19 protein-coding genes are annotated in these 21,966 nt (G+C 64.0%); 11 read left to right on the top strand and 8 right to left on the bottom strand.

The annotated features are described in order from the left end of the window. Positions 1 to 13: 13 nt before the first annotated feature. A complete protein-coding gene (locus LVJ94_28410; protein ID WXB00833.1) occupies positions 14 to 1,357 on the bottom strand; it encodes a M64 family metallopeptidase in 1,344 nt (447 codons plus the stop codon). Between the two features lie 100 nt (positions 1,358 to 1,457). Continuing rightward, complete coding sequence (locus LVJ94_28405; protein ID WXB00832.1) at positions 1,458 to 2,090, bottom strand: hypothetical protein; 633 nt, start codon at positions 2,088 to 2,090, stop codon at positions 1,458 to 1,460. 542 nt (positions 2,091 to 2,632) lie between these two features. Here LVJ94_28405 and LVJ94_28400 point away from each other — a divergent pair. After that, complete coding sequence (locus tag LVJ94_28400; GenBank protein WXB00831.1) at positions 2,633 to 3,142, top strand: PaaI family thioesterase; 510 nt, start codon at positions 2,633 to 2,635, stop codon at positions 3,140 to 3,142. A gap of 60 nt (positions 3,143 to 3,202) precedes the next feature. Here the strand turns inward: LVJ94_28400 and LVJ94_28395 are convergent, their stop codons facing one another. Next, positions 3,203 to 6,088: a hypothetical protein gene (locus LVJ94_28395; GenBank protein WXB00830.1), complete on the bottom strand. Its 2,886-nt coding sequence runs from the start codon at positions 6,086 to 6,088 to the stop codon at positions 3,203 to 3,205. Positions 6,089 to 6,108: 20 nt separating this feature from the next. Further along, positions 6,109 to 7,191 (bottom strand): aminopeptidase, encoded by a 1,083-nt coding sequence (locus LVJ94_28390; GenBank protein ID WXB00829.1) that lies wholly within the window; start codon positions 7,189 to 7,191, stop codon positions 6,109 to 6,111. A gap of 167 nt (positions 7,192 to 7,358) precedes the next feature. Here LVJ94_28390 and LVJ94_28385 point away from each other — a divergent pair, with 167 nt between their 5' ends. Beyond that, positions 7,359 to 7,709 carry an SDR family NAD(P)-dependent oxidoreductase gene (locus tag LVJ94_28385; protein ID WXB00828.1) on the top strand — a complete coding sequence of 117 codons (351 nt, stop codon included), beginning with the start codon at positions 7,359 to 7,361 and terminating at the stop codon, positions 7,707 to 7,709. Positions 7,710 to 7,736: 27 nt separating this feature from the next. Here the strand turns inward: LVJ94_28385 and LVJ94_28380 are convergent, their stop codons facing one another. Further along, positions 7,737 to 8,486, bottom strand: coding sequence for an SDR family oxidoreductase (locus LVJ94_28380; GenBank protein ID WXB00827.1), 750 nt, complete (start codon positions 8,484 to 8,486; stop codon positions 7,737 to 7,739). 108 nt (positions 8,487 to 8,594) lie between these two features. Between LVJ94_28380 and LVJ94_28375 the strand changes: the two genes are divergently transcribed. The 4 genes from LVJ94_28375 to LVJ94_28360 all read left to right on the top strand — a co-directional run bounded on the left by LVJ94_28375 (position 8,595) and on the right by LVJ94_28360 (position 14,857). Then, the gene (locus tag LVJ94_28375) at positions 8,595 to 9,491 is read left to right on the top strand and encodes a LysR substrate-binding domain-containing protein (protein ID WXB00826.1); all 897 of its coding nucleotides are present in this window, start codon (positions 8,595 to 8,597) and stop codon (positions 9,489 to 9,491) included. 71 nt (positions 9,492 to 9,562) lie between these two features. After that, positions 9,563 to 11,980, top strand: coding sequence for a glycoside hydrolase family 95 protein (locus LVJ94_28370; protein ID WXB00825.1), 2,418 nt, complete (start codon positions 9,563 to 9,565; stop codon positions 11,978 to 11,980). Between the two features lie 15 nt (positions 11,981 to 11,995). Beyond that, positions 11,996 to 12,889, top strand: a complete 894-nt coding sequence (locus LVJ94_28365; protein ID WXB00824.1) for an alpha/beta fold hydrolase — start codon at positions 11,996 to 11,998, stop codon at positions 12,887 to 12,889. A gap of 27 nt (positions 12,890 to 12,916) precedes the next feature. Beyond that, positions 12,917 to 14,857: a DUF4105 domain-containing protein gene (locus tag LVJ94_28360; GenBank protein WXB00823.1), complete on the top strand. Its 1,941-nt coding sequence runs from the start codon at positions 12,917 to 12,919 to the stop codon at positions 14,855 to 14,857. A gap of 102 nt (positions 14,858 to 14,959) precedes the next feature. On the opposite strand, the gene LVJ94_28355 is transcribed toward LVJ94_28360, so the two are convergent. Beyond that, positions 14,960 to 15,826 carry a hypothetical protein gene (locus LVJ94_28355; GenBank protein ID WXB00822.1) on the bottom strand — a complete coding sequence of 289 codons (867 nt, stop codon included), beginning with the start codon at positions 15,824 to 15,826 and terminating at the stop codon, positions 14,960 to 14,962. A gap of 266 nt (positions 15,827 to 16,092) precedes the next feature. On the opposite strand from LVJ94_28355, the gene LVJ94_28350 reads away from it, so the two are divergent. The 5 genes from LVJ94_28350 (at position 16,093) to LVJ94_28330 (ending at position 20,202) form a co-directional block, all read left to right on the top strand. Next, positions 16,093 to 16,695, top strand: coding sequence for a hypothetical protein (locus LVJ94_28350; protein ID WXB00821.1), 603 nt, complete (start codon positions 16,093 to 16,095; stop codon positions 16,693 to 16,695). Positions 16,696 to 16,788: 93 nt separating this feature from the next. Beyond that, complete coding sequence (locus LVJ94_28345) at positions 16,789 to 17,376, top strand: hypothetical protein (protein ID WXB00820.1); 588 nt, start codon at positions 16,789 to 16,791, stop codon at positions 17,374 to 17,376. A gap of 58 nt (positions 17,377 to 17,434) precedes the next feature. Next, a complete protein-coding gene (locus tag LVJ94_28340) occupies positions 17,435 to 18,031 on the top strand; it encodes a hypothetical protein (protein ID WXB00819.1) in 597 nt (198 codons plus the stop codon). A 137-nt stretch (positions 18,032 to 18,168) separates the two neighbouring features. Next, complete coding sequence (locus tag LVJ94_28335; GenBank protein ID WXB00818.1) at positions 18,169 to 18,810, top strand: NAD(P)H-binding protein; 642 nt, start codon at positions 18,169 to 18,171, stop codon at positions 18,808 to 18,810. 570 nt (positions 18,811 to 19,380) lie between these two features. Next, positions 19,381 to 20,202, top strand: coding sequence for a helix-turn-helix domain-containing protein (locus tag LVJ94_28330; GenBank protein WXB00817.1), 822 nt, complete (start codon positions 19,381 to 19,383; stop codon positions 20,200 to 20,202). A gap of 7 nt (positions 20,203 to 20,209) precedes the next feature. Here LVJ94_28330 and LVJ94_28325 read toward each other — a convergent pair whose 3' ends face one another. Together LVJ94_28325 and LVJ94_28320 are read right to left on the bottom strand one after the other, a co-directional pair. Beyond that, positions 20,210 to 20,854, bottom strand: a complete 645-nt coding sequence (locus LVJ94_28325) for a hypothetical protein (protein WXB00816.1) — start codon at positions 20,852 to 20,854, stop codon at positions 20,210 to 20,212. Positions 20,855 to 20,886: 32 nt separating this feature from the next. Beyond that, a complete protein-coding gene (locus LVJ94_28320) occupies positions 20,887 to 21,891 on the bottom strand; it encodes a LysR family transcriptional regulator (GenBank protein WXB00815.1) in 1,005 nt (334 codons plus the stop codon). Positions 21,892 to 21,966 lie beyond the last annotated feature (75 nt).

Raw genomic sequence — 21,966 nt, 5'->3', positions numbered from 1 at the left:
CGCGCCTGCGACGTTATTGCCCGCGGTCGAAATCGACCTTCTTCTGGATGGCTTCTTTGCAAATGGGGCAGAACTGGCGGCCCGACTCCATGGTGCAGTCGAAGCCCGGTTTGTGGCTATGGTTGCGCGGCTCCGAGTCGGCGTAGCCACCCTGGTAGGCGCCGTAGGTGCTCCCGTTCCAATGGGACTCCGGCGTGGGAACGGGGGTGCTGGCCGCGACCCAACGGCGCCACTTCAACGTGTTCTTGTTGGGCGTGAAGGTGATGTTCTGCGACCACGGCTCGCTGATGCCCGGCGCGAACTGCAGCTCGGTGGGGCCGCCGCCTTCGTATTCCTCGTTCAAGCCGAAGTAGTGCCCGAACTCGTGCAGCAGCAGGTACACGAAGGACGAATGGCTCCCCGGGATGGCGGTGAGCTCGTTGAAGTTGCCGACACCCCAGTACCGCGTGCTATCGACGATGGCGATGGGGTAATCGTAGGGGACGCTGCCGATGCCCTTGCGGTAGCGCGATTCGCGCGTGGGGTACACCACGTTGTACCAGCGCTCGAAAGGTCTCCAGTACGGATAATAGAGTCCCAAGAAGGAGTCGCGCTCCGGCACGGGCTGGCCCAGGTTCGTCGCGGCGCCGAGTTGCTTGTTGGACGGCGAAAACACCGCCTGAATGGTGAAATGCTCCGCGCCCGGAAAATGGTTGTCCACCAAGGCGCGCACGGCCTTGTTGGCGTCCTTCCAGAATTGCTCTTTGCGCGAGGTGAGGTATCCCTCGGCATACAGATTCACCGCGAGCTCGGGCGTCGCGGTGGCTTGCTTCAAGAGGCGCACCTCGATGGTGCTCGGATCCACCTGCACCCGCGGCAGGGTGCCCGGGTCGACGGAGGCTCGCAGCACGGTTTCCGTGGCACCGGTCGAGGGGTTCTCCGCGGTGACGGTCAGCTCCGCGGGCTTGGTCGGCACGGGAAAGCGGAAGGTCAGCGCGCGGGTCAGCCGGCGGAACTCCACGCCGGTGCCAATGGAATCGTAGCCCACGATCTGACCGTCGACGTCTTTCAGCACGGCGTGGTAGCTGCCATACGGATCGGGCTTCTGACTTCGGGCGAGCAAAGCTTGGGTGCCCGATCGCTCGAGGACGGCGGACGCCAATCGGTATCGTTCGCCTTGCTCGGTAAATTCGATTTCGGTGCGAACGATGTCCACGCCGGCGGCAATGGCCGCAACGCTGGACAATGGAATGTCTACGGGCAAGGGCGCGCTCGAAACGGGATCGTGTGGCACGCGGTTGGGATCCGGATAGGGATTGGCCCATACGGAGGTCGGCAGAAGACAAAGGAATGCAACAAGGCGGAACTTTTTTGCCATTGGGAACCCTTTCGAGGGCGCAATGGAATCCCGGTCGCGTGTCGCTGTCAAAGACGCGCGGCATCGATGTCCACATCACTACGGGAGGGATGGGGATTTGCTAGAAATCCTTTGCCGATGCTCGCAGCTGGCGCGCCGCCCGTTCTTGCGGCGGGGCACAATCGAATGCGCCGAACAGGCTATCGAGCTCCGTCCACACGGCATGCGTCCGCGCCTGCGGCGAGACGCGGACGACGACCTGCGGGTGCCCGGAGCCTTCACAGGAGCTGGCTCGAACGTCCGCGTGGAGCGTCATGTATTGCCCGATCCTCGATGGGTCGAGCACACGGATTTTGCCGCGCAGAACATGCTGCGTAGGACGTGCATCCGCCGGACCTTCGATTTCGGCCAGGGTTGCGCCAATACGCGCCGGGTCGATGGGATATTGGCCTTCACCCACGCTGCGCGCCAGGCCAACGAAATACCGGGTCAGCGCCTGTTCGAGGGAGGCCTTCGAAAGATCGGGCGCGCCATCGAGGCGCCACACGAACGCGTAGGACAGAAAGCGCTCGGAGTTCGGATCGAGGAATCCAGCAGGGGTGTGGACCTCCTCTCGTCCATGAAACGAAATGTCCGGTGCAAACGTGACGGGCAGTTGCACCGTTTCCGTTTGCCATTGACCTTGCAAGGACGGCTTGTCCTCGCTCGGGGAACGCGTGGCGCATCCTGTGGCGATGGACGCCATTGCTGCCATGACCAACCATGAACGTCGAAACATGTCCCTCATTCAGTCGAGACAGAGGAGACGCGGCATCCCCCAGCTGCCGCGACAGCACCGGTTGAGTTACTCATGATAGGTCTCAATCGCGTCATGTCGAGGAATTTGAACTTCATTTCGTAACCGAATCATTTTCGGTGTGTTCTTGCATGGTCCCGCGGCCGAATTCGACCATTTCCAAATGATTTGCGCAACGAACGCCATGCTCGTTGGTCGAATAACGAATTTCGATACGCGCGGATCTGAAAGCTCATTTCCAAAAATGAAATTAGCGTCCGCGTGTTCGTTGGACATCGTGTTCGTGAAATTGTCATTTCGCGCGATATGGACTCGCCGAATGGCGAACCGGAAATATTCAATTAACGAAGCAGCGCGAGTTTTCGTTGCGCGCGAGTGAACGGAAATAGATGTTGCTTAGGCTACGATTTGAGGTGGAAGGTGACGATCGATGCGTGCGCCGTCGGCGTATGGGGCATCACGCGCACTGGCCGGCGGAGCGTGCTAGGGTCGCGCCCAGCATGCTCCAGCACCCCATTGGCACGACCCCCGCACCCGGAACCCGACTCGACGGCAGCCTCTTTGGTCCGCAAAATCGTTGCTTTGCGTGCAGCCCGGACCATCCGACGGGCCTCAGGCTGAAATTCCACGTCGAAGGGGACGAGGTCGTCACGAACTTCGTGCCGGCACGTGCGCACGAAGGGGCGCCGGGGGTGATGCACGGCGGTTTGGTCACGACGGTGGCGGACGAGGTCGGTGTTTGGGCGCTCATTGCACTGCTCGGCAAATTCGGTTTCACCGGGACGATGAACTCGCGCTTCCCGCGCCCCGTGCGCTGCGAGCGTGAGGTTCAAGGTCGGGCAACGATCACGAACAAGAGCACGCGCATCGTGCAGGCCCAGATTCGCATGGTCCAAGACGGGGCCGACTGCTTCACGAGCACCATGAGCTTCATCCTGCTCAATCAAAAGGGCGCCGAGACGATGATCGGCGCCCCCTTGCCGGAAGGCTGGAAGAAGTATTTCCGGTGAGAAGCCGTCCTTCTCTGCGGTAAGACCGGTCGCCCTCGTCCGGCCGCTGAGGGGCGCCCCTCAGCGCGGGCGCGGAATGCCCTCGGCCAGGTGCTGATCCATGGCGCGGCGAAATGCGTCCGCGCCCAGCTTTTGCTCGATGTCCGCGAAGCGCTTTCGAAGGCGGTCGAGCACGGGGCGCTGTTCGGATTGCGCGGCGCGCGTCCATATTTTGAAATGGTGCGGAAGCGCGGCGTCGTAGTTGCCCTGCTGGAAGTCCACCTCGGCCTTCAATTCGTCGAGGGCATCGCCAAAAGGCTTGGCGTCGTCGCGCGCCCGCAGCCGCGCGATCACAGCGTCGGCTTCTACGAAGGCCCCGCGGGTGACCCGTGCGACGGCCACGTCGAACCATTGCTGCGCCTCGAAGCCGGGCGGTGCGCCGGCATAGACGACGTCGTTCAGGATGGCGTCTTCGTAGGAGAGGGCCTTGCCGGGCTCCCCCAGTTCGGCGTGGCAACGCGCGAGGCCTTTGAGCGCTTGAATGGCCATGATCCATGCCTCGGCGTGGCGGTAAATCGGATACGCCTTGTCATTGACCGCGATGGCGGCCTTCCAGTCTTTCCGGTTCCGATGAAAGACGTCGAGGAACATGGCCGCGCGCTGGAAGTGCAAGAGCTCGCGCTTGTCCACGTCCGCGGGGCGCGCGTCGAGCCATCGTTGCCATACGACCGCGCCCTTCGCGAGGTGCTCGTCGTTCTGCGCATGGGGCGTGGTGAGGGCTTGCGTGGCGAGGGCCAGCCACGCGAGTTGCTCCTCCGGATTCACCTCGCCGTCGATCCGTGGCTCGGGCGAGCGGCGCACGAGGTAGAGCGCCCACTCGGCGCTTTCCGGGCCGAGCTGGGCCTGGTGCAACAGCTCGTCGAAGGCGTTCCGCGCGCCCATGAATCCCCGATAATCCTTGGCGAACCAGAGTCGCTCGAAGTGCGCCCGCCACTGCGCGCGCCGCGCGATGAGGTACTGCCCGAGCGCGGGATTCTGCTGCTTGCGCAGGTGCTGCCCCAGCAGCCGCAACCCTTCGCACAAGCGCTGACTGAGCTCGAGGCGCGCCTCGTCGCCGTACCGGCCCTCGCGCTTGCCCTCGAGAAAGGGCAGGCAACGCGAATCCACCATGCGGCCGAGCGGCACCCGCACCACGAAGCCGCTGCGTTCCCACGCGTTGAGCGCCTCGGAGAATTCACTGCCCTCGGGCGAGCCTTGTCCAAAGCCGACCATGATGAGCTCGAGCAGCACGCCCTCGATCTCCGCGCAAAGGAGCAGCATGCGCTGCCGCGCCGCGGGCATCTCCGACCATTGCCACTCGTAAAAGGCCTGCACCGGCGAGGCCTCCGGCGCAATGTGCTTTGCGATGGCCTGCACGAGCTCCTCGTCCGAGAAGCCGGCGAGCAGAGGAATCGTGTACCGAAGGAGAAACGGATTGCCACGCGCCGCCCGGAGCAGGCCGCGCACATCGCGGTTCGAGAGCGAGCACTCGCCCAGCCGCGCGTCGGCCACCCGCTGCTGCGCGCCTGCGGGGAGGGGAGCGACGGTAACTTCGACGAACTTCGGTGCGACGGCCGCCCCCGTTCCAAGGACGATGTGTCCGTCGCCGAGCAGCTCCGACACGAAATCGAGCAATTCCTCCCAATCGGGTTTGCCACTGGCCGCGGGCAGCGCATCCAGCACGAAACAGCAGCGCAGCTTCTTCAGCGCGGCCCGCGTTTCCTCCCGCTGCCGCACGTCCAATTGCAGAACGGGGGCGATCATCTCCAGCATGTCGCCCTTGGAATACGAGTCGGAGGTGAAATCGAAATAGAACGCAAAGTCGATGTTCTTGCGCTGGGACAAATGGAGCGCAACCTGGTGCGCGGCGTGCGTTTTGCCCGACCCCGGCGCCCCCACCAGGGTCAGCGCGCACGAACCGTCGCGCACGCGCGCGAGAAGCTCGATGCCCGGGCCATCGCCCACGTGGGCGACGTGGGGCGGAAGCAGCGCGGCTTTGAATCCGAGCAACCGCTGCCGCGCCACGGCCAACGTTTGCGACTCGGCGAGGCCGGTCCGCGTCTGCTCCTTCTCGAAGAAGGTGACCTTCTGCCCGCCAAAGTGCAGGAGCTCGAGGGACGTCTCGCCCTCTTTTCGCTCGGCGGCGAGCTCCTTTCGTGCCTCGACGACGGCCTTGCTCAGCGGCGCCCCGGTGGTGAGCTGACGGTACACGGCCTCGAAGGCGCGGCCGCCGGCCCACGGATCGGTGGCCTCCGCGAGCCCGATGACATTGCCCACGCCCGCGCGATGCGCCGCCAGCGCCACGGCGCCGAGATCTCCATCGGCGTAGGCGCGCGCATCGACGGCGAGGACCGGCACTTTGTGGCGCGCCAGCGTCTCGCAGAGCACCGTGATCGCCTCCACCGAGGCGGTGCCGTCGTAATGCAGGATGTGCACGGCGCGCGTGCGATCGGCCAAGCGCTCTTGCAGCGGTTCCGGCGCCCCGCTGGGAAAAATCTCGTAGTCGATGGCGCCCTCGGCGCAGAACGCCGCCACCGCACGCGCGAAGGCGTCGCTCGGTTCCCCGGCCACCACGTGCAAGACGCGCAGCCCGGAGGGCGCCAAGTCGTAGACGCGCTCCGAGTCGTCCTCCGAAATGCCGTCGCCCACGAAGCGGCGCACGAAGCTCGACGCTGCCAGGGGCCCATCCGCGAGCGACAGCCGCTCCCACGGCCTCGCGAGAAATTCCGCCCGCGTCGATTCGACGCGAACGTCGAGCTGGTCGGCCTCTTTGGGCAATGCCGCGACGACGTTCGCGAGCTGCGCCGCATCGGCGCTCCGAAGGCCCGATGTGCCATCGACCTCCGCGAGAGCCCGCTCCACGTGGGCCCCAGCATCGAGCACGAGTTCGACGGCCGAGCCAGACTTATCGATGATTCGCAAGAGCATGAGGTCTCTCTACATAATGCCTATTGGGCCGCGCGGCACGCATTCGAGGTCACCAACGGCAGAATGATGCGTCCGATGTCCTTCTCTTGATCTTTGGGCCAGGTCTTGGTCTCCAGTGTTTTCAGCACCCGGATGAAACGTGGGAAGGAGTCGTCGCACGAGGCCAAGAGCAGGGCCAATTCGTCCTGGCCCGAGTTGTACGTCTTGTATTGAATCAACGTCGCGTTGTTGATGGGCCGCTTGAAGCCGAGGTTCGCGCGGAGCTTCGTCAGGAGCTCCTTCTTGATGGCGAGCTTCTCCTCTTTCGGCTTCGTCGACCCGTACAGCAGGTCGAGTGAACGGTACGCCTCGCGCATGGCCTCGCCGCGGCGGCGGATCTGCTCTTGGGAGGCCAGGTAGGCCACCGTTTCCTTGGCGTCGGGGCCGATGGTCCGTTCGAGGTACGTCTCGGCCAACGTGTTGCCCACGAAGTTGGCCACGCTCTCGTTCAGCGTGGATTGGCGCCGCACGAAAAAGGTCGCGTGGGTCATCTCGTGCAGAATCACGTTGGTGAGCGATCCCATGGCGGCGTCGCCCTCGCGGATCATCGTGGAAAGCACGGGGTCCTCGAAGTACCCGGTGGTCGAATACGCCGCCGAGCCGCGCACGTCCACGTCCCACCCCTTGCTGCGGATCTCCTTGGCGTACGCCTGCGCATCCTTCTGGGAGAACCATCCGAGGTACGTGAAGCTGCCCACCAGCGGAAAACCCCACGACTTGGAGCGAAAGCGAAGCGGCTCGGAGGCGCTGGTGACCCACACCACGAAGTCGCGGTCGACCCGCACGTACTTGCGGTAGTTCTTCGTGGGGGTCAGCCCGTTCTGCTCACCGAAACCCTTGATGCGCGCCACCTCGGACAAGAGCCGCCGCGTGCGCGCGTCGACGTGGCGCTGGTCCACCAGCTCGTCGATGTTTCGCGCGCGCGTTCCGAGATCGTACTGGCCGGCGGCCGCCTGCCGCACGTACTCCAACTTGGCGCACGAGGACGTCAGCAGCAAAAGCAGAAGGCCCATCGCACGAAGCGCGCATCGCGCAAGCTGCCCGAACACCGTTTTCCACGTCACGTCGTTTTGGTTCTACGTCGTTCCCTGGCCGCTGGGCAAGACCTGTCCAGCTCGGCGCCGGCCGCGCCCTTGTTTCATCCGTAGCGGGGCCCATCGTCCTTTGCACCAAAGGAAACGGGGAGACGAGAACATGCGAAACACCGTCCTCATCACGGGTGCAAGGCGGGATGATCCTCAATGTGAGCTCCGGCGTAGGCATCTTCGGCATGCCGGCGCTGTCGGTGTATTGTGCAAGTAAGTTCGCCCTGGAAGGCTTTTCCGAGGCGCTTGCGTACGAGCTTCGCGCGCACAACATCACCGTGAAGATCCTCGAGCCGGGCGGCGTACTCGACAGCAACTTCCGCCAGCGCCTCGGCGCCGAGGTGGCGCACGATCCCGCGCTGACCGGCTACGACGCCTTCATGGCGGCGACGCAGACGGTCTACGACGAGTTGCTCGCCGCCGTCGACTCGACGTCGGACGACATAGCTTCGTGGCGGCACGCCGGCAGACGTCCGAGGCGGAATACATGGCGTTGATGCGCTCGCGCGTTCAGCGTCTGAAGGTCACATGAGGCTCATGCCGCCGTCCACGGAGAGCACCTGACCGGTGAGCCAGGTGACGCTCGGATCGGCGATGGCCACGATCCAGCGCGCGACCTCGTCGGTCGTGGCCATGCGGCCGAGCGGGACCATCTTCTTGAAGGTCTCCTTCAATCCGGGAACCGCCTCGGCGGGCAAGCCGGTCTTCTCGAACACGGGGGTCTCGGTAGGGCCGGGTGCAATGGCATTGACCCGCACCCCGTGCGGTGCGAGCTCCAGCGCCCACGACCGTGTGAGCGACTCGAGCGCGGCCTTGGTCGCCGCGTAGTGTGCGGCCTTCGGTGCCGGCATGTGGCCCGCTGCGCTGCTGATGTTCACCACGGTTCCACGATGCTCTTTCAGCGCGGGCAGGGCGGCTTGCAGGACGTACGTGGGGCCGTAAACGTTGGCCTCGAATTGGCGGCGCACGAGGTCCTCGGCCGAGTGTTCGATGGGGGTCGGGTAAAACAGCGCGGCATTGTTCACCACCGCATCGAGCCGTCCGGCTTCGCGCACGACGGTTTCGACGGCGGCTTTGACGTCGCCCGACTTGGAAACGTCGGCGAGCAACCAGTGGATCTTCGGGTGGCGCGTCCGCGCGATCTCCAGGGCGTCTTGGCGGCGGACGATGGCGAACACGTTCGCGCCGGCTTCCTGGAAGGCCCGCACCGCGGCCTCTCCAATGCCCGAGTTGGCGCCGGTCACGAGAACGACTTTGCCTTCGAATGAGTTCATGGCGTTTCTCCTGGCCAAGAAGATGGCGCCTCGGCGGTCTTCCCAGTAGACGCGGCCGGCGAAGATCATTTTTGCGCTGAAGTTACGAATCGGGCATCCTCGGGAGGGATGGATCTGCTCGAGAAAATGGGCACCTTCGTGCGCGTCGTGGATGCGGGCAGCCTTTCTGCGGCCGCCAAACAGCTGCACATCTCCGCGGCCGCCGTGAGCCGGCAGGTGGCCACCTTGGAGGCGGCCATCGGCACACCGCTCTTGCTGCGCACCACGCGAAAGATGACCATCACCGATGCCGGGCGGGCATATTACGAGCGGTGCGTGCGCATCTTGCGCGACGTGGAGAGCGCGCAGTCCATCGGCCGTGCGGAAGGCGTGGCGGGCCTTCTCACGGTGAGCGCGCCCGTGAGCTTCGGGCTCGCGTGCGTGGTGCCGCTCATGGGGGCGCTGATGCACGAGCACCCGGAGTTGCATATCGACCTTCGGCTCGAGGATCGATTCGTCGACCTCATTGCCGACGCCGTCGACGTAGCGCTTCGCGTGGGGCGCGAGCCGCCGTCGAGCACCGGATTCATGGCGCACACCCTGGTCTCGTACGAGCGTGTGCTCGTGGCATCACCGGCCTATTTGAAGAAGCGCGGGGAGCCCAAGACGCCCGAGGCGCTTGGAAAGCACGATGCACTCTCCCATCCGGCCGGCAATGCGCAGGATGGGTGGATCCTCTGGCGCGACGGCGGTGAGGTGCGCGCCCGGCCCAACGTGGTCTTTCGCTGCAATGCTCCCTTCGCCATTCGGCAATTGGCCCTGGAGGGCATCGGGATTGCGCAACTGCCGCATTGGCTCGTCATGGACGATTTCCGCCAGCGCACCTTGCGGCGGGTGCTCCCGCAGTGGCTTTGCGGGAAGGTGACGGCTACCGCACTGCATCGCGCCGAACACAGGAAGAATCCCCGCGTGCGCGCCTTGGTCGATCACCTGCGGCGGGCGTTTGCAAACCAAACCCCAAAATAAAAGAAGACTACGATGTCGCATATCATCGATACTGCTTGACGCCGTGCCGCCCGCCGGCAGAGTCTCGCACGATGCGCAAACTCGATTCGCAATCTCGATTGTCCCGTTTGTCGCGTCGCGCCATTTTGCGGGGCAGCGGTGCATTGGGCCTGACCACCATGCTCGGCGGGCTTCGGCCCTTTACCGCGGCGGCAGCCACCATCGAGCGGCCCTCGAAGGAGGAATCGACGGCGGTGGCCGAGGCCAATGCGACCACGCTTTGGTACCCCGCGCCGGCGGACGAGGCCTTGGTCGTGCAGCAAGGCCTTCCGGTCGGCAATGGGCGGCTCGGCGCATTGGTCGGCGGTGACCCCGATACGGACTTTCTTTACCTCACGGACGGCAGCCTATGGATGGGCGATGCCAACGACACGCTCGACAACGATGGGCAGTTTTCCTACGAGGGGACGCACTTCGGATCCTTTCTCAAGTTGGCGCACGTTCGCATCAACGTGCCCGGCCACGGAATGTCGGCCATCACGAATTTTCGCCGCGGATTGGATCTGAGCAACGGCCTCGTGACGATGTCGTATCAACGCAAACGCACGCAATACCGGCGGGAGGTGTTCGCGAGCCACCCGGATGACGTCGTGGTCATTCGGATGCGTGTCACCTCGGGTACCGATCGGCTCACCGGCTCGGTCACGGTGGAGGGCACGCGCGGGGAAACCACGTCGGTGTACGCCGACTCGCTCTGTAGCGGTATCCAGTCGACTCTGGGCAATGGCCTTGCCTACGCGGCCGTGGCGACCGCGCGCGGTGTGGGCGGAACCGTGGCCATCAGCGGCTCGGCGGTGACCTTCACCAATTGCAAAGAGGTGGTCATCGTGGTGAGCGGCGGGACGAATTACCGCCCCGATCCGAGCATCGATTTCATCGATGGCACCGTCGACCCATTGGCCATTGCCATCCAGCGCGCGCGCACGTCCGTCGCCGTCGCCGGCGATCGACTGCAGGCCACGCACACTGCGGATTACCGCACCCTTTACGACACGATGACCGTGAACCTGGGCACCTCCACGGCCACGCAGCGCTCGTACGACACATGGACGCGTTTGAGCGTGCGCGCCTCCGACGGCGGTACGCCGGATCCCGAGCTCGAGGCGAGCTATTTGCAATTCGGGCGTTACCTCACCATCACGGGCTCGCGCGATTGGTTGCCCATGAATTTGCAGGGCCTGTGGCTCGAGACCAACAATCCGGCATGGTTTAGCGATTACCACACCGACATCAATATCCAGATGAATTACTGGCTGGCCGATCGCGCCGGGCTCTCGCCCTGTTTCGAGGTGCTGGCCGATTATTGCCTGTCGCAATTGCCCTATTGGAGCGATGCGACGCAGCGGCTGTTCAACGACCCGCGCAACCGATTCCGCAATTCGTCGGGCAAGATCGCCGGTTGGACGGTGGCCTATTCGACCAACATTTACGGCGGCAATGGCTGGTGGTGGCATCCCGGTGGCAATGCCTGGCTCTGCCAGACGTTGTGGGAGCATTACGAGTACACGCAGAATCGAGACTTCCTGGGCAAAATTTATCCGCTTTTGAAGGGCGCGGCCGAGTTTTGGCAGGCGCGCCTCATCACGACCACCGTGACCGGGCCGGATGGGCAGCCGCGCGAGGTGTTGGTCGACGATCGCGATTGGTCGCCCGAGCATGGCCCCCAAGACGCCCTTGGCATCACGTATTGCCAAGAGGGCGCGTGGATGCTCTTCGATTACACGCGCAAGGCGGCGGCTTTGCTCGGCGTGGATGCGTCGTTTGCCAACGATCTCGGTGCGCTGCAGGCGAAATTGTACCTTCCGGTGGTCAGCCCAAAAACGGGGTGGCTCGAGGAGTGGATGTCGCCGGACAACTTGGGCGAGACGACGCACCGGCACCTGTCGCCGCTCATCGGCTTCTTCCCAGGCGACCGCATCAACACGGACGAGAGCTCGGCGGAGCTCATCGAGGGCGTGCGCAATCTGCTCGTGGCACGAGGGATGGAAAGCTTCGGGTGGGCGTGCGCGTGGCGGTCGGCGTGCTGGGCGCGCCTCAAGAATGCGGAGAATGCCTACAAGCTCCTGGGCACGGTGATGAAGCCATCCATCGACCTCAAGAACGGATCGGCGCCGAACTTCTTCGACATGTACAGCCTCGGGGACCGCACCATCTTCCAGATCGAGGCAAACCTCGGCGCGACCGCGGCGATGCTGGAGATGGTCCTGTACTCGCGGCCGGGGGTCATCGAGCTGCTGCCGGCGCTGCCATCCGCGTGGGCCAAATCGGGCCAGATCAGCGGCATCGGTGCACGGGGGGGCTTCGTCGTGGACGTGGCGTGGCGCAATGGCAAGGTCACCACGGTGACTGTGCGCAGCGTGGGCGGCAGCGAAACGAGGCTTCGCGCGGGCGCGTGGAGCACGCAGGTGAAGTTGGCCCCCGGCCAATCGGCGACGTACCGCCCCGCGTAGTACACTCGGGAACCCATGCAGGTTCCCGGCAGGTCTCATCGTGCCCTGCGCGCCATGTTCGCGTTGGGCGCGATGCTGGCCTTTGCGCGGATCGCATGTTCACCGCTCGAGAATGCGCTGGCCACGGTCATCGTGAAGGCACCGCGCCGGGGCTCGCCGGCCCCGGCCGAGCCCGAGCTCGGTGAGGTGCGCGTGGCGGTGGGGCCGCCCGCGGCGACGTTGTCGCTCGCCGTGGTCGATCCGCCGGAGCGCGCCAAGGCGACCGTGTTCGTGCTGCACGGCATTCGTGGGAGCAAGGTCGAATCCGGTATGCGGATCTGGTCGGAGATGCTCACCGCCGCGGGCTTCCGCGTCATCCTGGTGGATCTCCGCGGGCACGGCAGGTCGACGGGCGACGACCTTTCCTACGGCGTCCTCGAATCGCGCGATCTCGCGCAGGTGCTCGATGCGGTGGAAGCTCGCGGCCTGCGTATCGGTTCCGTGGGGGTGATGGGCAATTCGTACGGAGCCGCCGCCGCCCTCGAATGGGCCGGTCGCGATGCACGCGTGCACGCGGTCGTGGCGGTGTCGCCCTTTGCCAGTTTGCGATCGGTCGTGCCCGCCTACGCGGTGCTGCCGCTGCCGTCGGGCTTCGTGAACGAGGTGATCGACCGGGGAGGGCAGCAAGGCCATTTCGATCCCGACGAAGCGAGCCCGGTCGTGGCCATCACGCACACGACGAGCCCCGTTCTGCTGATCCACGGCGAGGACGATCGCCGCATCCCCTCCGCGCACTCGCAGCAAATCTTCGCGGCGGGAAAAGAGCACGCCGAGCTCGTCCTCGTTCCCGGGGCGGGGCATCGCTCCATCGTGGAGCATCCGCTCTTGCGCGAGCGCGCCACTTCCTGGTTTGCACGGTATTTGCTCTGACTCTAGGGTGATTTACGCGATAGCCTGATGCCGAATTCCAACGACACGATGGGGGCCACAATCGCGTTTTGGCTCACCCTCGCGTTGGTGCTCCTCGGCGTCGCCTCGAGCGCGCGTGCCGCAGAGCCGGACCTCCTCGAGCGGGCGCGCGAGCTCGGGATTGCGCGATCGATAGGGTGGCGGCGGCTGGTGCATTACCGCCCCGGTCTGTGGGGCAACCTGGTGAGCGAAGTGGACGGGCCGCATTTTTTTCTCGCGCCCGACGGTAAGCACGATCCCGACGCCGAGCTCACCGCGACCTTGGAAGCCTTCCAGGCGCCGGTGGTTCCCGGCCGCGAGGACGAGCACGCCCTATGCCGATTTCCTGCGCGTCGCCGCCTTTTGGACGAGGAGCTCCACTTCGAGGAACGTTTGCGCGCCCCCGCGTGCCCGGGCCTCTCGCGCTACGAGGCGCAGATGGCCACCGAGTCGGTCATGGTCGTCTATTCGGCCAATTACCTGAACAACCCGGCCTCGGCCTTCGGGCACACGTTCCTTCGCTTGAAAAAGCGCCGCGCCCCCGGTGATGCTCGCCCGGCCGACCAAGTCGATTTCGGCATCGATTACACGGCGAACACGGACACGGCGAACCCGTTTCTATACGCTTTCAAAGGAATGACCGGCCTCTTTCCAGGTGTGTTCCGATTTCATTCGTACGAATTCAAAGTTCGTGAATACGGCAACGCCGAGGGCCGCGATCTCTGGGAGTACGACCTGGCGCTCAGCCCGCGGGAGGTCTCGCTCCTCATGGATCATTTATGGGAGCTCGGCCCGACGTACATCGATTATTTCTATTTGACCAAGAATTGCTCGTTTCAAATCCTCGACGCCATCGAATCGGTGGCGCCGCGCATCAACCTCATTGCGGGGCTCAACACGGTGGTGCTGCCCAAAGACACCATCAAAGCGCTCTTCAGCGTGCCCGGGTTGGTGCGCGCCATGCACTATCGCCCTTCGCTTCGCAGCCAGCTTCGCGCGCACACGTCGCAGATGGACGCGGAAGAAGAAGACGCCGCCGAACGCCTCGCGCGCGATCCGAATGCCGCCTTGCCCCATGGTTTCTCGCCGGAGGAAGCGGCGCGTGCGCTCGACACGGCGGCTCTGGTTCTCGATGCGCGCTTTGCCAAAATAGCTGGCGGCGAGCACGACCCGGGGTACGCCGCGTCGAGGGCGTTGCTCGTTCGGCGCCGCCGCAGCGTCGCGGCGGGCATTCCCGAGACGCCGATCCCCATGCCGCGCGACAAGGCCCCCGAGCAGGGGCATGGTTCGCTGCGGGTCGATATCGGAACCGGCGTCACGACACAATACGAAGGTGCATTTGGCACCTTGGGATACCGTCTGGCCCTTCACGATCTGGCCGATCCGCCGGACGGTGAGCCGGAGCTCTTGCAAGTACAATTCCTCGATACACGGCTGCGCTATGACTTGGCTCAGCGGTCGCTGACTTTGGACAAGCTCACCTTCGCCGAGCTTTTGGCGCTCAAACCGCTCACCCGTTTCGAGAAGGCTCTGTCGTGGCGCGCGCGCGGCTTTGGGATGCGCTTGCACGACCGAGGTTGTTCCGATTGTTTTGCGCACGGTCTCGATGGTGCCGTGGGCGCGACCATCGCAACCGAGAGCGAGCATCTTGCCTTTTTCGCGATGGCCGATGCCTACGTAGCCTTTTCACCGTCGCTCGACGGTATCGGCGGAAGTTTCGTCCGCGTTGGCGTTGGGCCTTATGCAGGGCTACGGGTCCGGTTGCCGGCAAAGACGGTGGGGCTCCTCACCGGAACCCTGTCCTATCTGCCCGGCCAGAGCCTGAGTACCACGTACGACGTTCGTGCGACGCTTCGCAGCTCGCTCGGGAAGGACGTCGCTCTGGGGCTCGAGGCCTCGATACAGCCTTATTCTTCGGAGGTGGCGCTCCATTCCTATTTCTATTTCTAGATAAGCTGCCTTTCGATCGTTCCAAAGCCCCGCCGGTGCCTGCGGCGCAGGCGGGGCTTTCGACAGTGCGGAACGCGTCCTACGACGACCCGTCGCGTTGCCTTAGCGGCAGCTGACGCCCGCGCTCGCGCGCGCGACCTTCACATCGACGATGTCCGCCACGGTGACGCGGATTGCGGCCGCATCGATGGAGGAGCCATTGTCACTCACCGACTGATCGTTGATGGCGATACGCACGATTCCGAGGTCGATGATCTGGTTCGGATCCGTGGTGATTTGGATCGGCTTCCCATTGAGCCGCAGGTTCACGACTTTCACACCGGCACCGACGTGGGGCTTGCCCTTCTTGTCGCAGTAGGCCCACGCGTCTTCCTCGACCACGTCCACGATGATGCCGTGTTCGAGCAGTCCACCCTTGCCGAAGAGGTTCGAAACGAGATCGGTCACCCCGAGATCGTTCAGGATGGGGCGCAAGTCGATGGCGATGGTTCCACCGCGGCCGTCTTCACCGAGAACGTCGCCCAGAAGGCCGCCGACCGGCGCGTCGCGGAAGAGCGCCGCATTGGCCACCGCGGAGTGCGAATGCGCACGGCCTTTTCCTCCTTCGGTCGAGGCATTGGCCACGCCAGCCTTCACCAAGTTGCCTGCATTGACCGTGAGCAGGCTGGCCGTCTGCTGGCCGCCTTCTTTTGCAAGAGCTTTGGTGTCCGACACGAAGATCGTGTCCTCGTAGTCACCCAGGCCGTTGGGCTTCCCGACCTTGACCGTCGCCGCAACCGCGCGGCCCGAGTACGATTTGCAACTGGAGGCATCCGCATCCGCGGCCGGATCTTGCTGCTGTGCCGCGGGATCGCCGAGCAATTGATCGCTGGACGTGTTGTCCGAGTCCCCTGAAGCGCAACCCATGACTCCAAGCGTGGCCGCAAAGAAGCCAACGATGCCCGTGCGAACCAAATTCGATTTCATCATTGTATTCCCCCTCTGACTGCGCATGCTTTTGCTCACACGCGCACGTCTTCGCTCACTCTGATGCGAGGTGGGTGTTGATTGCGTCAGCGGAATCGTAAAAGCTTCCCCGGTGAGCTTTCCTTTTCCCCAAGGCTTCAAGCGGTTCGCCTGCGATGTTCGAGTGCCATCGATTCCTAGACGATTCCTAGAAAGGTGTGGCTCGTCGCGTACATGGATTTTTTGACGAATGACGCAACTCACGCCCGGAGCGGGCCGACATCTCCGGTATGAAACGACACTTCTTTCTAGCTTTCGGGGTTCTTGCTTCTCTTGCGGCGTTTCCGGCCTGCAGCAGCGATGACGATGACGACAAGGGCACGGCCACGGTCGTCGAGACGCTCACGATGGATTGCAGCGTCGAGACTTTCGCGGGCCCCGAGATGGATTATCACGTCGTGGACAACAAGCTCGTTCTCCTTCAGAGCGGCCAACGCTCCGAAATGACGCGCTCTGGGACCGCCTCGGGCGACAAGCCCATTCATGGTACGTGGCAGATGCCGCCGTTCGAAGTGGCCGGCGACCCTGATTACGTCGCCAAGCATCAAGTCAGAACCATCGGCACCATTCGCATCGAGGATGGCCGAGTCACCCTTACAGCGAACTGTTCGAGCCTCGAGCATTCAATGTCGGTGAGCGCTTCGTCTCCGGCCACGATCACCGATACGACGATTCGGGTTCTCGAATCTCACAAGGAAGCCAAGCACTGGTCGTCGCGCACCGGCGAATCGACGGTGGCCAAGACGTCCATCGATACCTTGGCCGTGCAACCGCAACTCGGCGAAGGCGCATTGGCGAGCGGCGCAGTCGTGTTCCCGTTCGCAGCGTACTGAGTTCGCCGCGCGCCTGGGCGCATATTTCTCGACGACGGCGAGATTTTTGACGAATGACGCAACTTACCCTCGGAGCGGGTCGAGATCAGCGGCATGAAACGACACTTCGTTCTGGCTTTGGGGGTTCTTGCTTCTCTTGCGGCCTTTCCGGCCTGCAGCAGCGATGACGACGACCATGGTGCGGTCGTCGAGACAATCACCATGGATTGCTATGCCGAAACCACCGCGGGGCCGGCCCTCGACTACACGGTTTCGGGCAATACCCTCACGATCACCGCGAATGGGCAAAGCTCACAGGCTACGCGCTCTGGGGCAGCATCGGGTGACAAGCCTATTTACGGTACGTGGCAGCTCCCGACGGTCCCCGTCTCCGGCAGTAATGCTGCGAAGCACAAAGCCATGGTTTCGGGCAACGTTCGCATCGACGCGAATCGTATCACCCTTACATCGAATTGCTCGAGCCTCGAGCACACGATGTCGGCCAGCTCGTCGTCCCCGGTCACAATCACCGATACGACGATCCAGCTTCTCGAAAGCCACAAGGAAGTCAAGCATTGGTCATCACGCACCGGCGAGTCGACGCTGACCAAGACGTCCATCGATACCTTGGCGGTGCAGCCGCAGCTCGACGACGTCAATGTGGTGAGCGCCGGCGCGGTGTTCCCGTTCGCGGCGTACTGACGTGGATTTTTCCAACGAATGACGCAACTCACGCCCGGAGCGGACCGACATCTCCGGCATGAAACGACACTTCGTTCTAGCTTTTGGGGTTCTTGCTTCTCTTACCGTTTTTCCCGCCTGCAGCAGCGACGATGACGATCATGGCGCGGTGGTCGAAGAACATTTCATCATGAATTGCTATGCGCAAACCACGGCGAGTCTTCCGCTGGACTACACCGTTGCAGGCAATGCGCTCCGCCTCGATGCAAGCGGGAATCGGTCCGAGTTGACGCGAATCGGGGCGGGATCGGGCGACAAGGCCATTTATGGTACCTGGCAGCTCCCCGAAACGCAGAGTACCGGCGACAGTTACTTCACCGAGAAGTATCAACTCCGGCAGACCAGCACACTTCGCATCGAGGCCGGCCGCATCATCGCGACGACGAATTGCTCGAGCAATCGCCATACGATGTCGGCGAGCGTCACGTCGGCGGCCACGATCACGGATACGACGCTCGAAGTTCTCGAAGATCACAAGGAAGTCAAATCCTGGTCGTCTCGCTTCGGTGAATCGACGCTGACCAAGAACTCCATCGATCCCCTCGCGGTGCAACCGCAGCACACCGACGTCCACGAAGTGAGTGCGGGCGTGGTGTTCCCGTTCGCGGCGTACTGAATTCGCAGCGTGCGCTCGCACGCCGGCATTGCGATGCAAACGGGAAACAGTCCGTCAACGGAGCATGACGTTGTCGGCGTTTTCCCTTGGGCGCATGTTTCTCGACGACGACGGGCTTTCACCGGGAGTCGAGAGACATGCGCATTGCCGTATTTGGAGCAGCTGGAAACGTAGGACGCCGCATCGTGGCCGAGGCCTTGGCGCGCGGCCACGAGGTGACCGCCGTCGTGCGCGATGCGGCGCGCCTCGAGGAGGTGAACGCCGCTGCACGAGGTCGCACGGGTGACGCGGCCAACGTCGACGACGTGGCGGCGCTAGGTCGAGGCCACGACGTCGTCGTCGGGGCGACGCGTCCGCCAGCCGGACGCGAGCGTGATCTCGTGACCGCGGCCAGAGCGCTCCTCGCGGGGGTTGCCCAAACGGACGCGCGCCTCGTGCTCGTCGGCGGTGCCGCGACCTTGGCCGTGCCGGGCGGCGCCGGCACCAAGGTGATGGACGACCCGCGGTTTCTCGAGCCTGCGTACCGCGCGATTGCGCTGGCTTGCGCCGCGCAGCTCGAGGCATGCCGCGCCGAGGGCAGCGCGGATTGGACGTACCTAAGTCCGCCCGCGCTCCTCGAGCCGGGCACGCGCACCGGTCACTATCGCCTCGGTGGCGACGAGCTCCTGCTCGACGCCGCGGGCCAGTCGGTCATCTCGATGGAGGACTTTGCCGTCGCCGTGCTCGACGAGGTCGAGCGGCCCGCCCATCGCCGAGCGCGATTCACCGTTGGCTACTGAGAAGGAGAACACCATGCACGCATCCACCATCGAGCTCTATACGAAGGCCCCCATCTGCACCACGTGCGGAACGATGTACCCGCCGGGCAGCACCCCCGCCCATTGCGCCATCTGCGAAGACGAGCGGCAATACGTCGCAGCGGACGGGCAACGTTGGACCACCTTGCACGCGCTCCGGAGCGAGCACACGAACGTGTTCGAAGACCTGGAGGGCTGCGCTTCGACCGACTCTACGGCGCATTTGCGCACCACCCCGTCTGCCGAAACGCAGGCGTCATCTACGAGGACGCGTACGATGCCGTTCAGCGCTCCGCCGCGCGCTGCATGCGTGCGATGCAAATGTGAGCCGCTCGAGATTGCCTATTGCGCCAGACCTTTGCGGGCCGCGAAAACAGTTTTGACGGGTGGCGCGACCGTATCCGTCGATGATGATGTTTTCTTCGACCGCCGAAAGGGATGCACGGCCTCTTGTGCAAAATGCGGAATGGTGTCAATGCAGGAGCGTCCATATGGACGAGTAATGCTTGATTCAATCATTGCGCCGTTTGCGGCTGCGATACGAGGCATTCGTTGCATAGGAATATTCAAGGCTACGTCGTAGCGCGATACTTGGGTGACGTGTGGAATCGAGGTAGGGTCGACATTCTCGACGAGCTGGTTCACACGGATTATGTCGGCCATCAATCCGGTCGTCCCGTGCCGTGCGTGGGTGCGTGCTCACTGGCGCGTGTCGTTCGCGCGGCGCGGGTGGCATTCCCCGATTTGCATTTTGAAGTACTGGATCAGATTCAAGATGCCGATCGCGTCGTCGTCCGCTGTTTGAAACGGGCGAAGTACGCGGAGGGCCACGATGCCTGCATCGACATCGAGCAGATGCTGCTCTTCCGTTTCCAGGACGGCAGAATCATCGAACAATGGTCGACCGTGCTCTTTTCGAGCTACGAGAACGAGCTGGCGTTCACTCGAATGGTCGAGTGGATACTGGAGCCACACGAGCTCGAGTTCCGCACGGAGGCGCAAGCCGCGCGGGCCATGGGCGAGGTGGCGGTGCGCATTCCCTTTCTACCCCACGTTCGCGCCTGCATTCGCGAATCGTTCGACTCGAACGAGCGCTGCGAGGCGCGAGCCCCGGAGATGAAGGACGTGGCTCGGCGGATTGGAATGAGCCCGCGCACCCTGCAGCGGCGGCTCCAGCAGGCGGGAACCACCTTCAAGCACGAGGTCGACCGCATTCGTCAGGAGCTCGCCTGCGAGTACCTCGCGAAGACCGCCCGGCCGCTCAAAGACATTGCCCTGCAACTCGGCTTTTTCGAGTCGACGTCGTTCTTTCGTTCGTTCCGCCGTTGGACCCACATGTCTCCGCTCCAGTTCCGGCTGCGCGCGGCGGAGTAGCCCGGCGTTATTTCGCCGTGACGCGGATGCCGATCTTGTCGGGACGGGAGGCCATCACGAGCCCGGTGAGGCCTCCCACGATGGCCACGCCGAGCGCGGCGATCCCCACGCCGGTGGGGATCTCGTTTTTGCATTCCCCGTTGGTGCACGTCTCCTTGCTGCCGGCGATCCCAATGGCGATGCCGGCGCCGACGCTGCCGATGAAGGTGAGAAGCCCGGCCGTGCGCAAACCCGCGCGCGACACGTAGGTGGCCTCGATCTGCGAAGCGCCCTTGAGATCCACGGGATCGAGGCGAACCAGATTGTCGCTCCCCTCCGAGAGCGCAAAATAGTACTTCCCGGGAAAGAACGGCGCGCGGCACGGCATCGTGCACACCTTCACGAAGCGGCCCTCGTCCGTCCAAAGGTGAAACTGCAGATTGCGCGCCGTGGCGGTCAACTGCACGTCGAAGCCTTCGGCGTCGCCCGGCGGGGCGGGCGGCGTTGCCGGGGGTGCGGCGCTCGCGGGCGGAGCGGGCGGAACCGGCGTCGTGGGAGGCGGCGGCGGCAATGGCGGAAGGGCCTGCGGCGGTTCTTGGGGCTTTTGCGCGTGCGCGCTCGACGCCACGGTCGCGAGGGCAAAGGGAATCCAGGAAAGAAAAGGCAGTCTCATGGTCACGCTCCTACCAAGCGTGACCTAGTGTCTCACCCGTATGGCGGGGCGCCAACACCTCGTCGACCATCGTCCGATCCCGGCACGCGGGCCTCGGTGTTCTCGTCGAAGCCGATGGGCGGGCGCGCCCCTTGCCGCAAGAACGTGAGAAACGCCGTCGCAGCCGGGGATAGCCGCGCGGCCTGCCTTTCCTCGTGGCCGTCCGTGAACGATTCCGGCCTGGTGATGGCATACAACGTCCGTCGGGGGGCGGGGCGAAGGGGCAAGACGCGCAGCCGGTTGCGGTTGCCCGGCAGGCACCACGATGGCACGACGGTCACGCCGAGCCCGTGCCCCACCATCTCGAGCAGCGCGCGCATGCTGGTGACCGTGAAGAGCACCTGGGGCGCATCCATCTCGGCCTCCGAAAAGAGCCGCCGAACGACACGTTCGCAGCTGCATCCCCACATGATGAAAGGCTCGTTGGCCACGTCGCGGAGTGAGGGCCCGTGGGAGGTGGCCAGCCGATGATTGTGCCCGACGACGAGCACGAATTCGTCTTCGGCGACGACCTCGGAGTCCAATTCTCCTTCCCATAGAGCGGTCACGCCCACCTCGACCGTCCCGCGGTGCACCCATTCGCTGACCTCTTCGTCGGTGCCTTCGAGGAGCAGCAATTGTACACCCGGATAGTGCGTCCGGAACGTGCGCAAAGGCTCGGGCAGCACGCGTGCGGCCGCGCTGGGAATGCTGCCGACGCGAAGGATACCGTGGTCGAGCCCGGCCATGCTGGCGCACTGCTCGCGGATGCGTGCGACGGCGTGAAGTGCGTCGCGTGCGTTGGACAAGACCTGGAGTCCAATCGCCGAAGGCGAGATTCGATCGCGCCCCCGCGATAGAAGGGACACACCGAGCGATTGCTCGAGCGAAAGCACGGCTTGGCTGATGGCGGATTGGGTCATACCCAATCGCCGCGCCGCCGCGGTGAAGCGCTCTTCTTCCACCACGGCGATGAAGGCAAGGAGTTGCGCAAATGTGATATTGGCTTCGTTCGTCATGCGCACGAGCGAATGAATATGCGATGAATTCCGTAATGCTCAACCGTTGGCCGTGCCAAAGTAATGTCCCTGTGC

The organism is Sorangiineae bacterium MSr11367, from assembly GCA_037157805.1.
GTDB classification, from domain to species: domain Bacteria; phylum Myxococcota_A; class Polyangia; order Polyangiales; family Polyangiaceae; genus Pendulispora; species Pendulispora rubella.
Note: the sequence above shows the minus strand (reverse complement) of the source record. Positions and strands in the feature narration are given on the sequence as shown.